The following is a 19,641-nucleotide window of genomic DNA, read 5'->3' as shown; positions in this document are numbered from 1 at the left end:
GAGCAGGCGGTCTCCTGCGCTGCTGACCGGCATTTGGCTCGAGATCGCCCGCTCGGCAGGCAGGATGGGCGGGTGGCGGAGCGCGCTCCGCGCATCCGCAGCCTCAGCCCAGAATCGGAGCCGACCGTGTCCTCCCTGCCCTCCCCCTCCGGCGGCCCCTCCCGGACCGCACCGCCCTCCTCCGCGCCCTGGGCTTCGGCCCCGGCCGCGGCCCAGGCAGGGGCCCCCGCCGCGGCGCCCACGAGCGCGCTGCACGACGACCGGCCCGGGGCCCTGCTCGAGACCACGGGCATCGAGATCATCGCCGAGGACGAGCGCACCGCCCGCCCCCGGGATCTCTTCTGGCCCTGGTTCGCGGCGAACATCTCCGTGTTCGGGATGACCTACGGCTCCTACCTGCTGGGCTACGGGATCTCCTTCTGGCAGGCCACCGCGGTCGCGGTCATCGGCATCGTCATCAGCTTCGCGCTGTGCGGTCTCGTGGCCATCGCCGGCAAGCGCGGCAGTGCGCCCACCATGGTGCTGTCGCGGGCGGCCTTCGGCGTGCACGGGCAGAAGCTGCCGGGGATCATCTCGTGGCTGACCTCGATCGGCTGGGAGACCTCCCTGGCGATCACCGCCGTGCTGGCCACGGCGACGGTCTTCAGCGCGCTGGGGTGGGGAGCCGGGGGCGCCGTGACCGTGATCGCCGCGGCGGTCGTGGCGCTGCTCATCGTCACGGCCTCGGTGCTCGGCTACCACACGATCATCCGGCTGCAGTCGGTGCTCACCTGGCTCACGGGCGCGGCCACGATCGTCTTCATGGTGCTGACGATCCCCCACATCCGGTGGGAGGCCGTCCTCAGCGCACCGGCCGGCTCGGCCCAGCAGATGATCGGCGCGCTCGTGATGGTCATGACGGGATTCGGCCTGGGCTGGATCAACATCGCCGCCGACTGGTCGCGCTATCAGTCCCGCTCGACCTCCGACGGCGCCATCGTCGCGTGGAACACGATCGGCGGAGCCTCCGCCCCGATCGTGCTCGTGATCTTCGGCCTGCTGCTGGCCGGATCGGACCCCCTGCTCGCCGAGGCCATCGGCGGCGACCCCGTCGGGGCCCTGGCCGCGCTGCTGCCCCTGTGGGCGCTCATCCCGTTCTGGCTCGTCGCCGTGCTCACTCTGGTCTCCGGGGCGGTGCTCGGCATCTACTCCTCGGGGCTGACGCTGCTGTCGCTGGGCATCCGCATCCCGCGCCCGGCCGCGGCCGCCGTCGACGGCGTGATCCTGACGGTCGGCACCCTGTGGGTCGCCTTCGCGGCCCAGGACTTCATCGGGCCGTTCCAGTCCTTCCTCATCACCCTGGGCGTGCCGATGGCCTCGTGGGCCGGCATCCTGATCGCCGACGTGCTCACCCGCCGCGCCGACTACGACGAGGCCGCGCTCTTCGATGCCCGCGGCCGCTACGGCTCGATCGACTGGATCTCGATCCTGACCATGGTCGCGGCCTCGGCGATCGGGTGGGGCCTGGTCCTCAACGCCTTCGCCGAGGAGGCTCCCTGGAACAGCTGGCAGGGCTACCTGCTCGGTCTCGTGGGAGGCCCCGAGGGGACCTGGGCGGGGTCGAACCTGGGCGTCCTGGTCTCGCTCGTGCTGTCGTTCGCCGTGACCCTGATCGCGCGCCGCGGCCGCATCCGCCGCCAGGAGCGGGGGCTGTGACCGGCTGAAGAGGCCCGCCCGCTCGAGCCCGCGGGCGGCGCCGCCGACGCAGGGTTCAGGCGGGGCGAGCGTCGCCGTCGCCCGCTCGAGCGGCGGGATCCTCGGTCTCGTACCAGTCCGGCAGCGGCTCGAGCTCCAGCTGCGTGCGATCCCCGGGCCGGGTCAGCGTCAGCAGAGCGCGCCGGACCCCCGGCTCCTGCTCCAGCCGGTCCTCGACGGCCTGCACCCGGGCGCGCAGCTCGGACTCCCGGACATCGCCGACCACGTCCACCGAGGCGACGACGAACATCTGATCGGCACCGACCCACTCCGTGTGCAGCAGGCTCACGGATGCGATGTCCGGGTGCTCGAGCAGGACGGCCAGCAGCCGGTTGCGCCCGCGCGGAGAGCCGCCCTCGCCGGTGAGCAGCTGGACGTTGCGCCGGATGAGCGACACCGCCACGACACCCAGCAGCACGCCCACCAGGATGGAGCCCACCGCATCCCACACGGCGTCGCCGGTGATCTGGTGCAGCGCCATGCCGGCCCCGGCGATCACCAGGCCGATCAGGGCGGCCGAGTCCTCGGCGAACACCGCGCGCAGCATCGAATCCGAGGTGGTGCGGACGTAGCGCAGGGGGCTGACCCGGCGGGTGCGGGCACCCGCGCGGGCCTGGTGCAGGGCCTGCAGGAACGACGTGCCCTCGAGGACGAACGAGATCGCCAGGACCAGGTAGGCCCAGAGGTACTCGCCCTCCTCCCCCTCGGCCCCCAGGGACTGCACGCCGTGCAGGATCGAGACTCCCGAGCCCACGGCGAACAGCCCGATCGCCGCGAACATCGCCCACACGTACCCGGCGCGGCCGTAGCCCAGCGGGTGCGTCGGATCCGGCGCACGGCGCGAGCGCCGCTCGCCGACCAGGAGGAAGACCTCGTTGCCCGTGTCGGCCCACGAGTGCGCGGATTCGGCGACCATCGAGGCGGAGCCCGTCAGTGCGGCGACGACCGTCTTGGACAGCGCGACGAGCAGATTCGCCGCGAAGGCCAGGACGACGGTCAGCGAGCTGCCGCCCTGCTGCGCGTCCCGGTCGTCTCCCGAACCGCTCTGCGCTGACGTGGCTGTGCTCATGGGGCGGCGCTTCTTTCGGGTGACGGAAGGAGAGGATGCGGGCGGCCACCATTGTGCGCCTGCTCCGCGACCTCCCGCGCACCGCACGCCCGGAGGGGTCCCGACGGCAGCGCTCCCTCGCCCCCGCCGGGGGTCCAGCCTCTGCCGAGGTGCCGGTGACCGCACCATCAGGTCGGCCGACGATACTCGTCAGATGCAGAACTTGACACGTCCCGCAAATTCGCTCCCCGTGCTGACGGATGTCGCCCTGCTGCTGGCGCGTCTGGCCCTCGGGATCACCCTCATGGCCCACGGCTGGCAGAAGTTCTCGTCCTGGACGCTGGCCGGGACGGCCGAGAGCTTCGAGCAGATGGGCGCACCGGCGCCCGGGCTCAGCTCCGCGCTGGTCGCCACCGCCGAGCTCGTCGGCGGTGGCCTGCTGATCCTCGGCGCGCTGACGCCGCTGGTGGCCCTCATCAACGTGGCCGTGATGATCGGCGCCGCGATCATCGCTCACCTGGGCAACGGCATCTTCGTCGCCGACGGCGGCGTGGAGCTCGTGCTGGCCATCGGGGCGGGACTGCTGCTGCTCGCCGTCTTCGGGGCGGGCCGGTTCAGCATGGACGGGGCCCTCCGGGGCGCCTTCCGGGACACGGCGGTGACGGAGCGCCCGGCTGCTCCGCGCGGCTCATCGGCCACCAGCCGCTGAGCCGCTCGAGGCGGAGGAGATGACATGAGAACGGCCCCCGTGCTGACACGGGGGCCGTTCTGCGCGCGGATCGGGCGCTCTCGGCGGAGACGGCGGGATTTGAACCCGCGATCCAGGTTTCCCCGGATCCTTCATTAGCAGTGAAGTCCATTCGGCCGCTCTGGCACGTCTCCCCGCTGATCCCGCTCAGGCACCTGGAGCCCTGGCGATGGAACAGCGACTGACATCGTAGTCGGCGGCCTCGGCCAGGGTCAAAGACGATCAGCCGCGCGAGGCGAGGACGAACGGCAGAACCGGGCCCGCACCGGCGCGACGCAGCTCCCGGGCGGCGACCGCGAGGGTCCATCGGCTGTCCACGAGATCGTCGATCAGCAGGACGGGGGCGCCGTTGAGCCGATCCAGGCCGTCCTGGACCTCCGGGGGCACGGTGAACCGGTCCCACAGCGCCGCCAGCCGGTACGCGCCGTTGCCGCCGGTGCCCTGGCGGGGGTGGCCCTGCGACAGGCCCAGCTGCCCGAGCAGCGGCATGCGCCCCGCCTGGGACAGCCCCTGCGCCAGCGAGGCGACCAGCTGCGGTCGCGACAGCGACGGCATGGCCACGATGCCGGCCGGGCGCCGCTGCCAGTCCCAGGCGGCGAGGACCTCGATCGCGGCACGGCCCAGCGCGGGATCGACCTCCTGGTCCATGGGCCGGCCGTCGGCATCGTCCTGGAAGATCTGGCGCAGGCGGTTGCCCCACCCGAGGTCCGTGAGCCTGGCGACGGCCCGGCCGATCTCGGCGCGCTCGTCCTCCGGGATCCGGCCCTTGACCGGGACGCCGAGCCGGTCCATGCCCGTGGGCCACTGCGCTCGCGGTTCGATCATGACCCCGACCTTCTCGAGCGACGAGGAGGCCGCCTGGGAGGAGTCCCTGCTGACCCGGTCCGAGTACCACGGCCCGGCGCAGTTGTCGCAGCGCCCGCAGGGCTGCGCGTGGGGGTCGTCGAGCTGCTCGATCAGCAGCTGCATGCGGCAGCGAGAGCTGTTCTCGTAGTCGAGCATGGCGTTCTGCTCGTCGACCCGCGCCCGGCGGATGCGGTCGTAGCGCTCGGCATCGTAGTGCCATGGCCGCCCGGTGCTCTGCCAGCCTCCCTGCACCTGCTCGACCGCCCCGTCCACGGCCAGGACCTTGAGCAGCAGCGTGAGGGCGGTGCGCTTGATGTCCACCCGCGCCTCCAGCGCCCCCGGGCCCAGCGGTCCGCCGTGCTCGGCCAGGGCGGTGAGCACGGCCTCGGCCTTGGCCTCGGTGGGCATGGAGGCAGTGGCGAAGTACTCCCAGATCTCCCGGTCCTCGCTGCCGGGCAGGAGCAGGACGTCCGCATTGTCCGTGGCGCGCCCGGCGCGGCCCACCTGCTGGTAGTAGGCGACCGGGGACGAGGGCGCTCCCAGGTGGATCACGAAGCCCAGATCGGGCTTGTCGAAGCCCATGCCCAGCGCGGAGGTGGCCACGAGCGCCTTGACCCGGTTGTCCTTGAGCGCCTGCTCGAGCTGCTCGCGCTCGCCGGGGTCGGTGCGCCCGGTGTAGGGGCGGACGTCGTGCCCGGCATCGCGCAGCGCCTGTGCGGTGTCCTCCGCGGCGCCGATGGTGAGGGTGTAGATGATGCCCGAGCCCGCCATGTCCGCCAGATGCTCGAGCAGCCACGCCAGGCGGACGGTGTTCGACGGCACCCGCAGGACCCCCAGGCGCAGGGAGTCGCGGGCCAGCGGGCCGCGCAGGGTGAGGACGGGGTCCCTGCGGTCGTCGACGATCCCCACGCCGAGCTGCTCCTCCACGTCGTGGACCACGCGCTCGTTGGCGGTCGCGGTGGTGGCCAGCACGGGGACGGTGCCCGGCAGCTGCGCGATCAGATCCCTGATCCGCCGGTAGTCGGGGCGGAAGTCATGGCCCCAGTCCGAGATGCAATGGGCCTCGTCCACCACGAGCAGCCCCATGCGGCGGATGAGATCCGGCAGCTGCTCCTGACGGAAGCGCGCGTTGTTGAGGCGCTCCGGGGACACCAGCAGGACGTCGATCTCGTCCCGCCCGAGCCGGTCCAGGATCTCGCCCCACTCCGTGGCGTTGGCCGAGCTGATCGACGCGGCGCGCACCCCGGCCCGCTCGGCGGCGGAGACCTGGTCCCGCATGAGCGCCAGCAGCGGCGAGACGATCAGCGTGGGACCGGCCCCGCGGGCCCGCAGCAGCAGGGAGGCGATGAAGTAGACGGCCGACTTGCCCCAGCCCGTGCGCTGGACCACGAGGGCGCGGCGGCCGTCGGCCACGAGCGCGGAGATGGCCTCGAACTGGCCGGGGTGGAAGACCGCGTCCGGACGGCCCGTGAGGGCGCGCAGCAGGTCGAGGGCCTCGGATTCGAGGGCTGCTGAAGGAGAGTCCTGAGCCATGACAGAAGTCTCGCGTGCGGCTCCGACAGCACAAGGAGACCGCAGGCACCGCCCGTCAGGAGGAGCGGGGGCGGCAGAAGGGCCGGGTCCGGCCCCCCGACCGGACCCGGCCCAGAGCCCATCGGCAGACTCCCGACAGGGTCTCTGCCCGTGGACTCTGCCGGCGCGCGCACCCCCCGATGCTGCCCGCCGGCGGACCCGATGGCCGGAGCTCGCAGACGGACTGAAGGCTCCCGCGCTCTCGGATCCCGGCAACCATGGTCCTCGCTTCGCTCCCGTCTGGGAAATGAGCCGCGAAGCACGTCGACTTCACATGAATCTTCACCTCTCGAGCGGGCTGCATCATCCCTGGTCAGAAGGCACTCGGGCAAGAGGCGGCCATCTGCCTTGTCGGATCAAGTGATGACAGGCCGATGCGGGAGGACGGCACGGGGCTCACCACTGCAGGGCGTCGACGACCCGCTCCTCGACCATGGGCGCCATGCTGCGGCCGAAGGTCCCGGTCACGTGGTCCAGGTCCCGGTAGACCATGATGTTGCCGACCTTGGGGCGGCAGACCCCGTCGGGGCAGTAGAGGTCCGTGAAGTCCACGAGGGGCACGTCGGGATGCGTCTGCTCCCACTCCTCGACGATCTGCTGGCCGCCCAGCGCCTCCTCGGCCGGAGCGCTGCACAGGTGGCTGTCCTCGCCGTAGAGGTCCACGCACTCGAACATGTCGCGCTCCCAGCGGGGGTTGTCGCGCACGCTGATCACCGGGATGCCCTGCTCCTGGAAGCCGGCCACGCCCTCGGCCCAGTTCGGCACCAGGATCTCGCGCTCGTCCTGATCCGGCATCTGCGAGCGGGTGCCCTGGGCGATGACGGCATCCGGGTCCAGCTCGAGCGTCGCCTGCTCGGCGGCCCGATTGAAGGCATTGCACTCCGCGGTGGCGTCGTCGGTGTCGCCCGAGTAGCGGCAGGCGGGGTAGACGAAGGTGATCAGCCGCCAGTCGTTGCGCTCGGCGACGGCCTTGAGCGGCTCGGCGAGCTGCTTGGCATGGGAGTCGCCGAGCAGCACGACCGTGCGCTCGGCCTCCCCGCCCTGCTCGGCGGCCGGATCGTGGACATAGCACTCGGCCAGCTCGTCGAATCCCTCCGGACGCTGCTCGCAGGCCTGCCCTCCGGGATCGCCCCATTCGTCGTCGACCTCGGCCCAGGTGGGGATCGGGTGGAGGTCGGGCAGATCCGAGTCGTCGTACCCGTCGACGGCGGCCACCGCCCCCGGGTAGTTCTCCGGCGTCACCTCGTACGACTCCCGCAGCCCCGACTGGGAGAGGGTCCACGCCTGAGCCGCGCTGACGGGCACCGCGACGGCCGCGACGACGGCCACGAGCCGCACGAGCTCCCGCCGCGTCGAGGCCCGTGAGCGCTGCGTGCGCGGGGCGGTGATGAGCCCCACGACCTTCTCCGTCACCAGCGACAGCGCGATCGAGACCCCGAAGATCAGCAGCCCCGCGCCCAGGGACATCGTGCTCTCGCCCGTGAGCAGCAGGCAGGTGATCATGATGGGCCAGTGCCACAGGTAGATGCCGTACGAGCGGTCGCCGAGCCACACCAGCGGAGCCCAGGACAGCGGCCGGTGAGCGCCGTGGTCGCCGCCGCTGTCGCGGGCGATCAGCAGCGCGGCCGCCCCCAGGGTGGGCACCAGCGCCACCCAGCCGGGGAACAGGCCGTCGTCGCCCACCGCGAACCCGGCCGCCGCGACCGCGGCGACGCCGCCCCACCCGAGGACCACGGAGAGCCGCCGCGGCAGCGCGGAGGTGAAGATCAGCGCCGCGAGCGAGCCGAGGGCGAACTCCCACAGCCGCAGCCCCGTGTTGAAGTACAGCGGGCCGGGATCCAGCGGCGTGAGCACGACCGAGGCGAGCAGCGAGGCGGCGAAGACCGCGCCGAAGACCCCGATCGCGGTCCGCCGGAAGCTCAGGCCGAGCGCCCGGGACAGCCCCAGCGCGGCGGCGATCAGCAGCGGCCACAGCACGAAGACCTGCCCCTGGACCGCCAGGGACCACATGTGCTGGACCGGGCTGGAGGCGGCCCCGCCGCCGGCGTAGTAGTCCACCGAGGCCGCTGCCAGGATCCAGTTCAGGGAGTAGGTCGCGGCTCCGAGCAGCTGCGTCCACAGCGCATCCCAGCGCGACTGCGGGTAGAAGGCCAGGATCGCGGCGAGCACCGCCAGCAGCACGATGCCGACCGGGATGAGCAGGCGCACAAAGGTCCGCGACCAGTAGTGCGGCAGGGCCAGCGGCCGCCCCTTCTCGACCTTGCGCGCGAACGACTGCGTCAGCAGATATGCCGAGACGACGAAGAACACATCGACCCCGCCGGAGACTCCGGTGCCCCACAGGTGGAAGGCCACGACGAGCACGACGGCCAGCCCGCGCAGCCCCTGGATCTCGGGGCGTCGGCGGGCAGGACCGGCCTGGGCGGGGGCGGTCGAGGAGTGGGAGGGCGCGGTGCCGAGGGCGGTCGCAGTGATGGGGATCCCCTGGGCGGTCTCGGGTGCGGCGACGGACCCTGAGTTTACACATGCGAATGTTTGCGTGCAACACCTCTGGGCTGCCGTCGTCCCACGACACGCTATCGGGGCAGCTCGAAAGATGCACGGCCGGGCATGGATCCGGGTGCAGAGTGCTGGAATGACCTCTTCCCCACCGCCCTCCCCGGACTCCGGGGCCACGGCCGCCTCTGTCGATCCCGCACCGCCCGCGAACGACGACCGCGGCTTCTTCGGCCACCCCCGCCTGCTCGCCCCGCTGTTCTCGGTCGAGCTGTGGGAGCGCTTCTCCTTCTACGGCATGCAGGGCATCGTCCTGCTCTACATGTACTGGCAGGTCTCCGACGGCGGCCTGGGCATCGACGCCGCCGTGGCCACGGGCATCGTGGGCGCCTACGGCGGCACGGTCTACCTGTGCGCCATCCTGGGCGGCTGGGTGGCCGATCACCTGACCGGCTCGGAACGGGCGATGTTCCTCAGCGGCATCCTGATCATGGCCGGGCACATCGCCCTGGCGCTGGTCCCGGGCGTCGTGGGGCTGGGGATCGGCCTGATCCTCATCGCGGTCGGCTCCGGCGGGCTCAAGGCCAACATCACCAACCTGGTCGGCTCGCTCTACACCCGCGAGGACACCCGCCGCGACGGCGGCTTCTCCATCTTCTACATGTCGATCAACATCGGCGGGCTGCTCGGACCGCTGCTCACCGGCTGGGTCCAGCGCGAATGGGGCTTCCACCTCGGCTTCGGCCTGGCCGCGATCGGGATGGCCCTGGGCCTGGCCGTCTACGCCTGGAACCGGCGCAGCATGCCGAGCAGCGTCCACGTGGTCCCGGACCCGCTGCCGCGCTCGGCCTATCCCAAGTGGATCGCGATCGTCGTGGCCGCGATCGCGATCATCGTGATCGCGGTCGCGACCGGGCTGCTCACCGCCGCCAACCTCTCCAACGTGGTCGTGGGCGTCTGCGTGATCGCCGCGATCGCCCTGTTCGCGCTGATGCTGGGCAGCTCCAAGCTCGACGCCGACGAGCACTCCCGAGTGCTCGCCTTCATCCCGCTGTTCATCGGCACCGCGGCGTTCTTCGCGCTGTTCCAGCAGCAGTTCACCGTCATCACGGTCTACGCCGACACCCGGCTGGATCTCGACGTGTTCGGCTGGCAGGTCCCGGTCCCGTGGGTCCAGTCCTTCAACCCGGCCTTCATCATCCTGCTCGCCCCGGTCTTCGCCTACCTGTGGACCACCCTGGGCAAGCGGCAGCCGGTGACGGCCATCAAGTTCGGCATCGGCCTGATCCTCATGGGCTCGGCCTTCCTGATCTTCCTGACCCAGGTCTCGGTGGTCTCCGTCTCCGTGTGGTGGATCGCCCTGATCATGCTCGTGGCCACGATGGGCGAGCTGATGGTCTCCCCGGTCGGGCTGTCGCTGTCCACCAAGCTCTCGCCCCGGGCCATGCCGGTGCTGATGGTCTCGCTGTACTACCTGGCCGTCGCGCTGGGCACCGCGCTGTCCGGATCGCTGGCCCGGTTCTACAGCGCCGATGGCGAGGCCGCGTACTTCGGCACGCTGGGCGCTATCACCATCGGCATCGGCCTGATCACCCTGGCGCTGTCCCGCAGGATCACCCGCGGCATGCGCGGGGTGCGCTGACGTCACCTCATCCGCACGACGACGGCGGGGTCGGCGCACAGTGCACCGGCCCCGCCGTCGTCAGCGATGTCATCAGCGCCCTCGCCGGCGCCCTCGTCAGCCCGGTGCCGGCTGCGCGCTCAGTCGAAGCCGGCCGCTAGCCGCGCCCGCTCGTCCTCGTCGCGCTTGCGCTGCGCGACGCCGCGGTCGAACCTCGCGCCCTCCGGAGTCGAGGGCATCACGAAGCAGATCAGCAGGAACACGAAGCCGGCGACCGGGATGAACCCGGCCAGCAGCCACAGCCCGCTGCGGTTCACGTCGTGCAGCCGGCGCACGCACAGCGTCAGCCACGGGATCACGTGGCCCAGGCAGACCAGGCCCCACACCCCGACGAATCCGCGCCCGAACCCGTTGAGCGAGACGGGATCCTGGTCCCTCAGGCGCACCAGCTCGCCGCCGCCGAAGGCCCACACGAGCACCACCGCGGCAGCCGAGGCCAGCATCCCCCACAGCACGATCCACCAGAACTCGGTGGGCGAGGCCCGACCGGTGATCCGGGCGAAGCGGGCATAGAAGTTCCGGATCGCCCGGAAGGGCCCCACGGACTCCGGGGGCTCGTCGCCGCCGGCGGACGACGGGGTCCGGCTCTGCACCGGCTGTGTGGCCGACACGGTCAGCTCCTCACCGGCTCGGGCACCGCGCGGGGCGCACGGTCGAAGCGCGCGCCGCGCGCGTTCGAGGGCATGAGGGTCAGGATGAACAGGCAGATCGGGCCCGCCAGGACGATCATCACGGCCAGGATGCCCACGATCAGGGACGGTCCGGCGGAGACCCCGCCCGCGAAGAGCATGCCCATCGTGACGCCGAGCGCGAGGGCCACCAGCGGGGTCAGGTACAGCAGGGACCACCAGCCGCTGTGGTCGGAATCGTGCAGACGGCGCCCCGTGAGCGAGAGGCCCGGGATGACGTGGACCAGCGCCACGATCTGCGCGATCACCAGCACGACGTTGCCCGCCGGGCTCAGCCGGGCGGGATCCTGATCGTCGATGCCGCCCACCACGCCGCCGTCGAACGCGCCCATGAGCAGGCCGAAGGCGGTGGACACCAGCAGGTAGGCCAGCGCCATCCACCAGTACTCGGAGCGCGAGGCGCGTCCGGAGAACCGGGCGAAGCGCGTGTAGAAGCTTTTCACCGCGCCCAGCAGATTCACCCGCTCGGGCGGCTGGGTCCCGACGGTCCGGGGATCGGACATGCTCACGGCGCCCCTCCTCTTCGATGCACGAAAGTATTCAGGCACCCACGAAAGCAGGTCCTCGGCGCAGGCCCCACCGTCGGACGGCGCCGCCGCCGCGATCGTGATCGGATCGAGATGTGCCTGTGAGACGATCGCGGCGGCGGAGGGCCGGGGCGTCAGCCGCCGATGTTGACCTGCCAGAGGATGCCGAAGCGATCCGTCACGGCGCCGTAGATGCCGCCCCACACCTGCTTGCCCAGCGGCATGGAGACCTCGCCACCCTCGGACAGGGCCTCGAAGATGCGGGTCAGGCGCTGCTCGTCGTCGGCCTCGCCCATCAGCGCCAGGGTGACGTCGTTGCCGTGGACGAGCTCCCCCGGGGCCATGCCCTCGATGAAGTCCGAGACGTACAGGCGGATCAGGCCGTCGACCTCGAGGGCCCCGTGCATGATCCTGTCCGCGTGCTCGCTCTCCGCCGGGACCGCGCCGAAGTCGGCGAACGTCGCGAAGCGGGGTGTCCCTCCGAGCGCCTCGCCGTAGAACTCGAAGGCCTCCCGCGCGTTGCCGCGGAAGTTCAGGTACGGATGCAGGGCAGCGGTCATGGCGTCCTCCTGGACGGAAAGGGGCGGGGATCGACGACGGCCGTCGATCCGCTCGCGTGCAGTATGTCGCGCCGGGGGACCGCCGCCCAGCCCGTCAGCCCCACGCCTCCCCGGGGGCCACGATCCGATCCGTGGCACGGCCGTCGGGCTGGAGGAGGCGCCCGACCCGCTTGGGGATCTCGGTGATGACGACCGACTCGAGGACGTCCAGACGCGGTATCCGCGCTCCGATCCGCTGCTCGACCGTCATGATGTCGGCCGGGGAGCGCAGCCACATCATGAACCCGAAGTTCGCCGGCCCGGTCAGGGAGGTGCACAGCCTCAGGGTGCTCAGTGAGCGCAGGACGGCGGCCGCTTCCTCGTGCTCCGCCGCGGGAAGGCGGCAGAACCACTGGCACACGATCGGGAAGCCGGCCGCCCGATGGGACGTCTCGCAGCGGATCGTCACCGCCCCGCTGCCCAGGACCCGGCGCAGCTGACGCCGCGCGGTGGCGGGATGGAGGTCGACGGCTTCGGCGATCCGGGCCGCACTGACCCGGCCGTCGCGCGCCAGCTCGCGCAGGATCGGGGCGAAGTGGCTCGGCAGCGGCCCGGCGGGCGAGGTCCGCTCCACCGCGGCCTCGCGCAGTCGTCTGCGCTGGTCGCCGTCCAGGACGCCCAGCCGCCAGTCGGCCGCGATGTGGTGCAGGCGGGTGCAGAACGACGACTCATAGCGCTGCATCCCCGGGACGCGGTCGAACTGCGGGTAGACCCGCTCCGTCAGCCAGGACAGCGACGGCGTGATGACCGTCAGCATCATGTCCCGGCCGCGATGGCAGCGCTCGACGCTGAAGACGTCCGGGATGCGCATGAGGGCCTCGGCGGCCTCCTCGCGGCGGGACGGGTCGCACACGACGTCGTGGAAGGACAGCGTCATGCTGCCGGGGCGCCCCACCGGGTGCGCCGAGACCCAGGCGAGGCCCTGCCCCGTGAGCCGCTCCCAGCGCGCGGCGAGCGAGGCGGGATGGCGCTCCAGGACCTGGCCGAGCACCGTCCAGCTCAGCCGCGGCCCGATCTGCAGAGCCTCGATGAGCTCCTGATCGGATTCGGCCAGGACGTCCTCGTCGGTGATCACGACTGCGATTCTGCAGCATCTGGTGATCGCTTCTCCACGATCCTCCTGACAGTGACGCAGGTCACCCAAGAATGGGCCAGATCGCATCGGCCCCGCTCGGGGCATCGCACCACCTCCGGAGGCAGTCATGCCCATGATCTCCCAGGACGGCAGCTCGACCGACGTCCTCGCCATCGCGAACATGCCGCTGCTGTGGCTGTGCGCCCTCGGCGTCTTCGTCGTGATCATCATCCAGTCGGTCATCTACATGAAGGCCGCCCGCCGGGCCGCGGATGCCGCCGGCATCACGCAGGACGAGCTGACCGTCTCCTTCCGCACCGGCGCGATCGGGGCCATCGGCCCGTCGCTGGCGGTGGCCATGGTGGCCGTGGCGCTGCTGGCGCTGTTCGGCACCCCCGCCACGCTCGTGCGCATCGGCCTGATCGGCTCGGTGTCCTTCGAGACGGGGGCGGCGAACCTCGCCGCGACGTCCGCGGGCTCCCAGCTGGGCGGCCCGGACTACACGCAGCAGGTCTACGCGATCGTCTTCTTCGCGATGTCGCTGGGCGGGGCCATGTGGATGCTGGCCACCCTGATCCTCACGCCGCTGCTCAAGCGGGGCGAGCACAAGCTGGCCAAGGTCAATCCGGCCATCATGACCGTCATCCCGGCCGCGGCTCTGCTGGCCGCCTTCATCTCCCTCGGCATGGCGGAGGTCCCCAAGAGCTCCGTGCACGTCATCGCGCTGCTGTCCTCGGCCGCGGCCATGGGCCTCATGCTCGCCCTGTCCTCGGCGCTGCATCGGACGTGGATCCGGGAATGGGGCCTCGGCATCGCGATCCTCGTGGGCCTCGTCGCCGCCTACCTGGCGTCCTCCGCGGGCATGGGCCTCCCCCTGGCCTGAGACCGCCGCGACGGCCCGGCAGAACGGCCGTCGCCTCTCCACCACCTGATCTCCGGACGCCGCGGCATGGGCCGTCGGCCCCCGGACCTGCATGAGAGGAGACCACGATGTCGGTCTCAGCACACAGCTCCATGACTCCCGACCAGGGCGCCGCCGGCATGGCGGAGTTCGACCGCACCACGTCCCGCTGGGGGCGGATCACCATGATCGGCGGGCTCGTCCTGTCGCTGGCAGGTCCGGTCTACCTGGTGCTGTTCGCCGATCTGGGGGTGACCCCCTCCCAGCTCAGCACGGCGTTCCTGGCGGTGGCCGCCACGTTCTTCATCATCTGGATCATCGAGCCGCTGACCTACTTCCCCATCCTGGGATCGGCCTCGATGTACCAGGCGTTCATGATCGGCAACATCTCCAACAAGCTGCTGCCCGCGGCGATGATGGCGCAGTCGCGGATCGGCGCCCAGCCGGGCACGCACCGCGGCAGCCTCTCGGCGCTCATGGCGATCTGCGGGGCCGCCGCGGTCCATCTGCTGTCGCTGCTGGTCTTCGTCGGGGTGCTCGGCACGTGGCTGATCAGCATCATCCCCGCCGACGTCATCGGCGTGATCCGCCTGTACGTCTTCCCCGCGGTGATCGGCGCGGTCATCGTCCAGTCCATCTACTCGCTGCGCCAGCTGCGTCCGACCCTCATCGCCTTCGCGGTGGTCCTGATCGTGCAGTTCGTGCTCATCCCGCTCGTGCCCGCCCTGGCCCTGGCCGGCACGGCCATCTCCGTGATCGTCACCATCGTCATCGGCTGGTTCCTGCGCGTGCGCGGAACCGGCGCGATCACGGACTGACCCCGCCGAGACCACCGCATCCCACCCACCGCACCGAGGAGACCCTCATGACGAGCACCTGGACCCTGACCGACGACCAGCGCACGCAGATGCACGATCTCTATCGCCGCCTGCACGCTCACCCCGAGCTGTCCATGCAGGAGCACCGGACCGCGCAGCTGCTCGAGGACGCCCTGGCCGAGCTGGGCATCGAGAGCTTCCGCTGCGGCGGGACGGGCGTCGTGGGGATCATCCGCAACGGCGACGGTCCCGTGGTCGGGTTCCGCGCCGACACCGACGGCCTGCCGATCCGCGAGGACTCCGGAGTCGACTGCGCGTCCACGGACACCGGGAGGCTCGACGACGGCACCGAGGTCCCGGTGATGCACGGCTGCGGCCACGACACCCATGTCACGGCCCTGCTGACCGCCGCCCGCGTCCTGATGAGCATGCGCGACCGGTGGAGCGGGACGCTCGTGCTGATCTTCCAGCCCGGGGAGGAGACCGCCGCCGGGTCGCGGGCCATGGTCGACGACGGCCTGTGGGACCGTGCGCCGAAGCCCGAGGTCGTCTACGGCCAGCACGTCATGCCGGGCATCGCCGGGACCGTGCGCCTGGTCGCGGGCCCGGTGATGAGCTATGCCGACTCCTGGCGCGTCACGGTGCACGGGCGGCAGACCCACGGCTCCCAGCCCGAGAACGGCGTGGACCCGATCGTGCTGGGGGCCCACATCGTGACCCGGCTGCAGGGCGTGGTCTCGCGCGAGATCCCGGCGCTGCGCTCCGCCGTGGTCACGGTGGGCACCTTCCACGCCGGCCTCAAGGAGAACATCATCCCGGCCGACGCGCAGTTCACGCTCAACATCCGCTCGCTCGACGACGACGTCCGCGAGACCGTCCTCGCTGCGGTGCGCCGGATCATCTCGGCCGAGGCCGCGGCCTCGGGCGCGCCCGAGCCGCGGATCGAGGAGCTCTACCGCTTCCCCCGCAATCTCAACGACGCCGAGGAGACCGAGGCCCTGCGCAAGCACCTGGTGCAGGCCCTGGGCGAGGACAGCGTCCTCGAGACCGAGCCGATGATGGGCTCCGAGGACTTCGGCACGCTGGCCGAGTCGATCGGCGTGCCGTCGGTGTTCTGGTTCTTCGGCGGCTTCACCCCCGAGCAGATGGCGGCCGAGAACCCCCCGGTGAACCATTCGCCGCAGTTCGCGCCGGTCCTGGAGCCCACGCTGAGCACCGGGCTCGCGGCCGTCATGGCCGCCGTGCTGGGGAAGCTGGGCACCGAGCGCCCATGAGCGCCCGCTTCCTGCCGTGATCGGCCCGGCCGGCGCTCGTCCGGTGCAGGCGCCGGCGGCTGCGCTGTCGGCGGGCAGGTCCACAGTGGTGAGCATGAGCACGCCCCTCACGGAAGGAACAGCATGAAGATCGCCGTCGTCGGCCAGGGGAACCTGGGGCAGGCCGCGGGCCGAGCCCTGTCCCGCCGCGGCCACGAGCCGCAGTTCCACTCGCGCTCCACCGGGTTCGACGTCACGGACCCGGATCCCCGGTACACCTTCGGCGACGTCGAGGCCGTGGTCGAGGCCACCGATCACTTCACGGCCAAGCGCGACGAGGCCGCGGAGTTCTTCACCGCCTCCACGCGGGCGGTGGCGGCCGCCGCTCGGCGCAGCGAGGCCCGCCATGTCCTGGTCTCGATCGTGAACTGCGATGACCCCGCCCTGGAGCCCTTCGGCTACTACGCCGCCAAGGCCGGCCAGGAGCGGGCGGCCCTCGAGCAGGGATCCCGGCTCAGCGTCGTGCGCACCACCCAGTGGTTCACCTTCCCGGAGCTGGTCGTGGAGGCCGCCCGACTGGGCCCCGTCTCCCTCATCCCGCAGGCCCTGCTGCGCCCGGTCGACCTGGACGCGGCCGCCGACGTGATCGCCGCGGCGGCCGGCGGCGAGCGCAGGGAGTCCAGGATCGACGTGTGCGGCCCGCAGCGCCACACGCTGTGGGAGCTGGTGACCGGGCTGAAGCAGCCGGGCGCCCGCCTGATCTCCCTACCGATCCCGGGGCGGATCGGCTCGGCCCTGCGCCACGGCGCGCTGGCGCCCTCGGACGACGACGCCGAGGTCGTGGGCCCCGAGTTCGCCCAGTGGCTGCGGGAGCGCGGCTGAGCGGCCGCGGCTCTGCGCGCGTCATCGGCCCGGTGACGTCACCGTGCCCTGCAGGACCGCCGCGAGCTCGGCGACCGCGGTCTCGGCCACGCCGGAGGTGCCCGTCACGGCCGCGGTGGTGACGCTGCCGTCCAGGATCGCCGGGGCCAGTGTGGGCCTGACATCGGGGTGCCCCCGGGCCGCCAGCAGCTGCTGCACCTGCCGGCCGGCGGCCTGCCGGTGCCGGGCGAGCCGGGCCGCGAGGTCCGGGCTCTCCCGCGCGCAGTCCACGATGCACCATGCCATCCCCGTCACGGCGTCGTCCTGGAGGTCCGGGCCGTAGAACACGCGCAGCGCCATCCACGCCGTGCGCTCGGCATCCGACGGATCGCCGCGATCCGCCTCCGCCAGCACGCGCTCGGCCTCGGCGGTGCGGACCCGCTCGATCTCCTCGAGGCAGGCGGCCAGCAGGTCCGCGCGGGTGCGGAAGTAGTAGCGGATCGCCCCCAGCGAGGCCGAGGCCTCCTCGGCGACGCGGCGGTGGGTGACCGCGCCGGCGCCGCTGCCCAGCAGCACGCCGACGGCCGCGGAGCGCACCTGCGCCTGGCGCTCGATCGACCGCGGCTGCTGCGGCGGCGCCCCGCCGACCGTGGCCTCCCCCGGGGCCCGGTCATCGGAAGGCGCGCCCTGCTGCGCCCCGGGCCCGTTCACTGCTGCGTCTGCCACGTCCCTCTCCTCTGTCGTGCATCTCACGCCCATGAATTGATATGCGCGTATCATTTATCTGTAGGCTCTGCGTGGTCCGCCTCCGGTCGAGGCCGACCTCCCCGCTCGGGGTCACCCCAACCATGAGGTTGATCGCATCATGTCCACGAACACTGCCAGCATCCCCGCGACCACCGACACCGGTCGCCCCTCCGGCGGCCCGGCCGTCGTCCTCGTCCTGGCCGCCATCGTCGGCCTGGCGCCCTTCGCGGGCGACATGCACCTCGCGTCCCTGCCGGCCATCGGCGCCGAGTTCGACGCTCCTGTCTGGCTGACCCAGCTCACCCTGACCGGCTATCTGCTGCTGCTCGGCATCGGCCAGCTCGCGGCGGGCCCGGTGACGGATGCCGTGGGCCGCCGCGTCCCTCTGCTGATCGGCCTGGTGCTGTTCGCGCTCGGGTCCCTCCTGGCCGCCCTCGCCCCGGGCATGGCCGTCCTGGTCGTGGCCCGCGTCCTCCAGGGCATCGGCGGCGCCATGGGAGTCGTGGTGGCCAACAGCTCGGTGCGCGACCGGGCATCCGGCGCCGCCGCCACGCGTCTGTTCGCGGCGCTGATGACGGTCACGGCCCTGGCTCCCGTGATCGCCCCGGCCGCCGGAGGCATCCTCGACAGCGCCTTCGGCTGGCGCTCCGTGTTCTTCGTCCTGGCCGGGCTGGGCCTCATCGTCCTCGTGCTCGCCGCCCTGGTCCTCAAGGAGTCCCTGCCCGCCGGGAAGCGCCAGCCGCTGGCCCTGGGCTCGGCGCTGCGCGGCTATGCTCAGCTGTTCGGCAGCCGGGACTTCGTCCTGCCCCTGGGCGGCCTCGCCTCGATGTTCCTGCTGCTGTTCTCCTACATCGGCGGCGCGACCTACGTGTACCAGGGGCAGTACGGACTCGACCCGGCGACCTTCGGCCTCGTGTTCGGCGGGACCGGCATCGTCCTGCTCGTCGGCCCCGTCCTGGCCGGGAAGCTGGCCCTGGCGGTGCCGACCGCCCGCCTGGCGCGCTGGGGCGTGCAGACCGCCGTGCTCGGCACGGCAGTCACCATGCTGGCAGCCCTGGCCGGGCTGCCCCTGTGGACCCTGGTGGCAGGGCTGGCCGTGACGATGGCCGGCCTGGGCCTGTGCGAGCCGTCCTTCATGAGCCTGTGCATGAGCGCCGGCGGAGCCCGGTCGGGCCAGGCCGCGGCCCTCATCGGCGGCGCCCAGTTCATCTTCGGCGCCTGCGGCACGGCCCTGGCAGGCGTCGTCGCGGCCTCGGGCGCCGCCCCGTGGGCCCTGCTGATGCTCGCCTTCACCGTGATCGCCCTGGTGTTCACGCTGCGGATCCCGGCGTCGAGGACGGCATGACGCATCGAGCGCCGCCCCCGGGAGGGCTCCCCGGGGGCGGCGCTCGTCGACAGCGCAGCATCACTCGGCGGGCTGCAGCTCGCTCTCGACGAACCACTTGTGATCGGTCATCTCCATGCCGTCCATCACCACGTCGACCATGTACACCGTCTCCTGGGTCGAGCTCTCGATCGTTGCCGTGGCGCCGTCCATGCCGGCCATGTGATCGGCGTCCAGCACGACCTCGGCGCCCTCCGGCAGAGGCGCTTCGCCGGGATCCTCCAGCTCCTCGTGCACGACCCACTTGTGGTCGACGACGGGCTCGCCACCGTCCGTGGGCGTGTAGGTGACCGAGTAGGCCGTGGTGTCGAACGCGCCCGTGACGGTCGCCTCCGATCCCGCCATGCCCGGCATGTGGTCGGCGGTCGGGGTGACCTGCGCGTCGACCGGGTAGGCGGGATCGGCCGCGGTCCGGATGCCCTCGGGCGGGGGGCCGCCGTCGGGATCGTGCTCGTGATCGGCCATCCCGCCGGAGCCGTGCTCCGCCGGCATGCTCGACGGCTCGGCGGCCGTCGGCGACGACTCGGTCGGCTCGGGCGATGCGGCGGCCGTCTCCGACGGCTCGGGCGGCGTCTCGTCCTCGGCGCCGCCGCAGGCGGTCAGTGCGAGCATGCTCGCCGCGGCCGCGGCCATTCCCGTGGTGCGGATGGACTTCCTCATCG

17 protein-coding genes and 1 tRNA gene are annotated in these 19,641 nt (G+C 72.0%); 8 read left to right on the top strand and 10 right to left on the bottom strand.

Annotated elements, in window-relative coordinates; all coding sequences use genetic code 11:
* Positions 1-249: 249 nt before the first annotated feature.
* Positions 250-1,695, top strand: a complete 1,446-nt coding sequence (locus FSY66_RS09735) for a purine-cytosine permease family protein (RefSeq protein ID WP_144794471.1) — start codon at positions 250-252, stop codon at positions 1,693-1,695.
* 55 nt (positions 1,696-1,750) lie between these two features.
* Here FSY66_RS09735 and FSY66_RS09730 read toward each other — a convergent pair whose 3' ends face one another.
* Positions 1,751-2,803, bottom strand: coding sequence for a cation diffusion facilitator family transporter (locus FSY66_RS09730; protein ID WP_144794386.1), 1,053 nt, complete (start codon positions 2,801-2,803; stop codon positions 1,751-1,753).
* A gap of 193 nt (positions 2,804-2,996) precedes the next feature.
* On the opposite strand from FSY66_RS09730, the gene FSY66_RS09725 reads away from it, so the two are divergent.
* Positions 2,997-3,491: a DoxX family protein gene (locus tag FSY66_RS09725; protein ID WP_144794384.1), complete on the top strand. Its 495-nt coding sequence runs from the start codon at positions 2,997-2,999 to the stop codon at positions 3,489-3,491.
* Between the two features lie 84 nt (positions 3,492-3,575).
* Here the strand turns inward: FSY66_RS09725 and FSY66_RS09720 are convergent.
* The 3 genes from FSY66_RS09720 to FSY66_RS09710 all read right to left on the bottom strand — a co-directional run bounded on the left by FSY66_RS09720 (position 3,576) and on the right by FSY66_RS09710 (position 8,624).
* A tRNA-Ser gene (locus FSY66_RS09720) sits at positions 3,576-3,664 on the bottom strand.
* A gap of 88 nt (positions 3,665-3,752) precedes the next feature.
* Positions 3,753-5,909: a RecQ family ATP-dependent DNA helicase gene (locus FSY66_RS09715; protein ID WP_144794382.1), complete on the bottom strand. Its 2,157-nt coding sequence runs from the start codon at positions 5,907-5,909 to the stop codon at positions 3,753-3,755.
* 435 nt (positions 5,910-6,344) lie between these two features.
* Positions 6,345-8,624, bottom strand: a complete 2,280-nt coding sequence (locus tag FSY66_RS09710) for an acyltransferase family protein (RefSeq protein ID WP_144794380.1) — start codon at positions 8,622-8,624, stop codon at positions 6,345-6,347.
* On the opposite strand from FSY66_RS09710, the gene FSY66_RS09705 reads away from it, so the two are divergent.
* A complete protein-coding gene (locus tag FSY66_RS09705) occupies positions 8,584-10,086 on the top strand; it encodes a peptide MFS transporter (protein ID WP_144794378.1) in 1,503 nt (500 codons plus the stop codon). The genes FSY66_RS09710 and FSY66_RS09705 overlap by 41 nt on opposite strands.
* A gap of 119 nt (positions 10,087-10,205) precedes the next feature.
* Here FSY66_RS09705 and FSY66_RS09700 read toward each other — a convergent pair whose 3' ends face one another.
* The 4 genes from FSY66_RS09700 to FSY66_RS09685 form a co-directional block, all read right to left on the bottom strand.
* Positions 10,206-10,736 (bottom strand): DUF805 domain-containing protein, encoded by a 531-nt coding sequence (locus FSY66_RS09700; RefSeq protein ID WP_186304537.1) that lies wholly within the window; start codon positions 10,734-10,736, stop codon positions 10,206-10,208.
* 2 nt (positions 10,737-10,738) lie between these two features.
* Positions 10,739-11,317 carry a DUF805 domain-containing protein gene (locus FSY66_RS09695; RefSeq protein WP_260853632.1) on the bottom strand — a complete coding sequence of 193 codons (579 nt, stop codon included), beginning with the start codon at positions 11,315-11,317 and terminating at the stop codon, positions 10,739-10,741.
* Between the two features lie 158 nt (positions 11,318-11,475).
* A complete protein-coding gene (locus FSY66_RS09690; protein ID WP_144794371.1) occupies positions 11,476-11,901 on the bottom strand; it encodes a VOC family protein in 426 nt (141 codons plus the stop codon).
* A 94-nt stretch (positions 11,902-11,995) separates the two neighbouring features.
* Entirely contained in the window at positions 11,996-13,015 is a 1,020-nt protein-coding gene (locus FSY66_RS09685; protein WP_144794369.1) for an Lrp/AsnC family transcriptional regulator, read from the bottom strand.
* A 127-nt stretch (positions 13,016-13,142) separates the two neighbouring features.
* Between FSY66_RS09685 and FSY66_RS09680 the strand changes: the two genes are divergently transcribed.
* The 4 genes from FSY66_RS09680 (at position 13,143) to FSY66_RS09665 (ending at position 16,869) form a co-directional block, all read left to right on the top strand.
* Positions 13,143-13,898 carry a DUF5058 family protein gene (locus tag FSY66_RS09680; RefSeq protein ID WP_144794366.1) on the top strand — a complete coding sequence of 252 codons (756 nt, stop codon included), beginning with the start codon at positions 13,143-13,145 and terminating at the stop codon, positions 13,896-13,898.
* Positions 13,899-14,005: 107 nt separating this feature from the next.
* Positions 14,006-14,734 carry a hypothetical protein gene (locus tag FSY66_RS09675; RefSeq protein WP_144794363.1) on the top strand — a complete coding sequence of 243 codons (729 nt, stop codon included), beginning with the start codon at positions 14,006-14,008 and terminating at the stop codon, positions 14,732-14,734.
* A 47-nt stretch (positions 14,735-14,781) separates the two neighbouring features.
* A complete protein-coding gene (locus FSY66_RS09670; protein ID WP_144794360.1) occupies positions 14,782-16,008 on the top strand; it encodes an amidohydrolase in 1,227 nt (408 codons plus the stop codon).
* Between the two features lie 123 nt (positions 16,009-16,131).
* Positions 16,132-16,869, top strand: a complete 738-nt coding sequence (locus tag FSY66_RS09665) for an SDR family oxidoreductase (RefSeq protein WP_144794357.1) — start codon at positions 16,132-16,134, stop codon at positions 16,867-16,869.
* Positions 16,870-16,890: 21 nt separating this feature from the next.
* On the opposite strand, the gene FSY66_RS09660 is transcribed toward FSY66_RS09665, so the two are convergent.
* Positions 16,891-17,574 carry a TetR/AcrR family transcriptional regulator gene (locus tag FSY66_RS09660; RefSeq protein ID WP_186304536.1) on the bottom strand — a complete coding sequence of 228 codons (684 nt, stop codon included), beginning with the start codon at positions 17,572-17,574 and terminating at the stop codon, positions 16,891-16,893.
* Positions 17,575-17,713: 139 nt separating this feature from the next.
* Between FSY66_RS09660 and FSY66_RS09655 the strand changes: the two genes are divergently transcribed.
* Positions 17,714-18,940, top strand: coding sequence for a Bcr/CflA family efflux MFS transporter (locus FSY66_RS09655; RefSeq protein WP_144794351.1), 1,227 nt, complete (start codon positions 17,714-17,716; stop codon positions 18,938-18,940).
* Positions 18,941-19,000: 60 nt separating this feature from the next.
* Here the strand turns inward: FSY66_RS09655 and FSY66_RS09650 are convergent, their stop codons facing one another.
* Positions 19,001-19,639, bottom strand: a complete 639-nt coding sequence (locus FSY66_RS09650) for a YdhK family protein (protein WP_144794347.1) — start codon at positions 19,637-19,639, stop codon at positions 19,001-19,003.
* Positions 19,640-19,641 lie beyond the last annotated feature (2 nt).

Source organism: Kocuria palustris, from assembly GCF_007666205.1.
GTDB classification, from domain to species: domain Bacteria; phylum Actinomycetota; class Actinomycetes; order Actinomycetales; family Micrococcaceae; genus Kocuria; species Kocuria palustris_A.
The sequence above is the reverse complement of the archived record's forward strand: the minus strand, read 5'-3'. Positions and strand labels throughout refer to the sequence as shown.

Excerpts from the sequence above, each read along its gene's own strand:
- FSY66_RS09730 (WP_144794386.1), bottom strand. The coding sequence starts at position 2,803 with ATGAGCACAGCCACGTCAGCGCAGAGCGGTTCGGGAGACGACCGGGAC.
- FSY66_RS09725 (WP_144794384.1), top strand. The coding sequence starts at position 2,997 with ATGCAGAACTTGACACGTCCCGCAAATTCGCTCCCCGTGCTGACGGAT.
- FSY66_RS09715 (WP_144794382.1), bottom strand. The coding sequence starts at position 5,909 with ATGGCTCAGGACTCTCCTTCAGCAGCCCTCGAATCCGAGGCCCTCGAC.
- FSY66_RS09705 (WP_144794378.1), top strand. The coding sequence starts at position 8,584 with ATGACCTCTTCCCCACCGCCCTCCCCGGACTCCGGGGCCACGGCCGCC.
- FSY66_RS09695 (WP_260853632.1), bottom strand. The coding sequence starts at position 11,317 with ATGTCCGATCCCCGGACCGTCGGGACCCAGCCGCCCGAGCGGGTGAAT.
- FSY66_RS09690 (WP_144794371.1), bottom strand. The coding sequence starts at position 11,901 with ATGACCGCTGCCCTGCATCCGTACCTGAACTTCCGCGGCAACGCGCGG.
- FSY66_RS09680 (WP_144794366.1), top strand. The coding sequence starts at position 13,143 with ATGCCCATGATCTCCCAGGACGGCAGCTCGACCGACGTCCTCGCCATC.
- FSY66_RS09675 (WP_144794363.1), top strand. The coding sequence starts at position 14,006 with ATGTCGGTCTCAGCACACAGCTCCATGACTCCCGACCAGGGCGCCGCC.
- FSY66_RS09670 (WP_144794360.1), top strand. The coding sequence starts at position 14,782 with ATGACGAGCACCTGGACCCTGACCGACGACCAGCGCACGCAGATGCAC.
- FSY66_RS09665 (WP_144794357.1), top strand. The coding sequence starts at position 16,132 with ATGAAGATCGCCGTCGTCGGCCAGGGGAACCTGGGGCAGGCCGCGGGC.
- FSY66_RS09655 (WP_144794351.1), top strand. The coding sequence starts at position 17,714 with ATGTCCACGAACACTGCCAGCATCCCCGCGACCACCGACACCGGTCGC.
- FSY66_RS09650 (WP_144794347.1), bottom strand. The coding sequence starts at position 19,639 with ATGAGGAAGTCCATCCGCACCACGGGAATGGCCGCGGCCGCGGCGAGC.